Source organism: Pseudoalteromonas sp. SG41-5 (assembly GCF_014164495.1).
GTDB classification, from domain to species: domain Bacteria; phylum Pseudomonadota; class Gammaproteobacteria; order Enterobacterales; family Alteromonadaceae; genus Pseudoalteromonas; species Pseudoalteromonas rhizosphaerae.
In genome coordinates this window covers 1-1,238 of the sequence record NZ_JACJFH010000235.1, presented here as the reverse complement: position 1 = coordinate 1,238, position 1,238 = coordinate 1, and the positions used below count along the sequence as shown (strand labels likewise).

Below are 1,238 nucleotides of genomic sequence, written 5' to 3'. Positions count from 1 at the left end.
GCTGAATCTACGTTGCCATCGTTAGCAACAAAGCTAAAGCTATCGGTGCCAAAGAAGTCACTCTCGCCTTGGTATACTGCTTGCGATCCAGTCAATGTAACACGGCCATTTTGTGGCTGACTGCTGATTTGATACGTTAAGGTATCGCCTTCGATATCGCTGGCGGCAAGGTTGACCGTCAGTAGCGTATCTTCATTTACTGACACCGCCTCTGCACTGGCAACTGGGGCATCATTTACAGCATTAACGGTTAAGTTAACACTAACAGGAGCTGAATCTAACGCACCATCATTGGCTACAAACGTGAAACTATCACTGCCGTTATAATCTGCCGCAGGTGTATACAACCAACTATCACTGCTTTGTTGAACGAGCGTTCCGTGTGCAACATCAGTATCGATACGATAAGTTAAGCTGTCATTTTCGATGTCTGTCGCAAGCAATGTGATCAATAAGCTTGCATCTTCATCAAGGTTAAGGGTTTGCGTTTGTGCCACCGGCGCATCATTGACTGGGTTTACAGTCATGGTGACAGTAGCAAGGTTAGATACCTCGCCATTGCTGTCTTTAACTGTGTAAGTAAAGCTGTCGTCACCATAGTAATCTGCATTGGCGGTGTAAATGATTGCCCCCGTTGCGGTTACTTGAGTTTGCCCATTGCTTGGTGCACTGACAACCGTCACACTGCTCACATCTAAGCTGTCGCCGATATCAACATCACTGTCGTTACCCAATACGTTAACTTCAAATGAACCTTCTTCTTGCAGTTGGGCGGTGTTATCTAGCGCCACTGGTGCATCGTTCACGGCATTAATGGTCAGTGTGACGGTCGCTGGGGTTGAGCTTAAGCCTTCGCTGTCTGTTAATGTGTAGGTGAAACTAAATACCCCATTCACATCTTGGCTTGGCACGATAGCTAAACTACCATCGAGGTTAACACTGACTGTCGCAAAGTCGTACATGCCCGCCCCCGTGCCTTGGTTTTCAAGGCTTACGTTGGCAGCATTAAAGCCACTGTCTTCTACGTCTGAGTCGTTTGCTAAAATAGCTAACGTTGTTGCGGTATCTTCATCAGTCGTCACTGCATCATTAGCAACAACGGGGCGGTCATTCACCGCACCTATATTTACCGTAACGGTTCCTGGCAGTGACACACCGCCTTCGCTGTCGGTAATGGTGTAGGTGAAACTGTCTTGCCCTGTAACGTTCGCATCTGGGGTATACACAAAGGTGCCCGC

The 1,238-nt window shown here is 47.7% G+C and carries 1 protein-coding gene; it reads right to left on the bottom strand.

The window, feature by feature from the left end:
* On the bottom strand, positions 1-1,238 hold a 1,238-nt coding region (locus tag H5232_RS23280), incomplete at both ends, for a tandem-95 repeat protein (protein ID WP_182831658.1).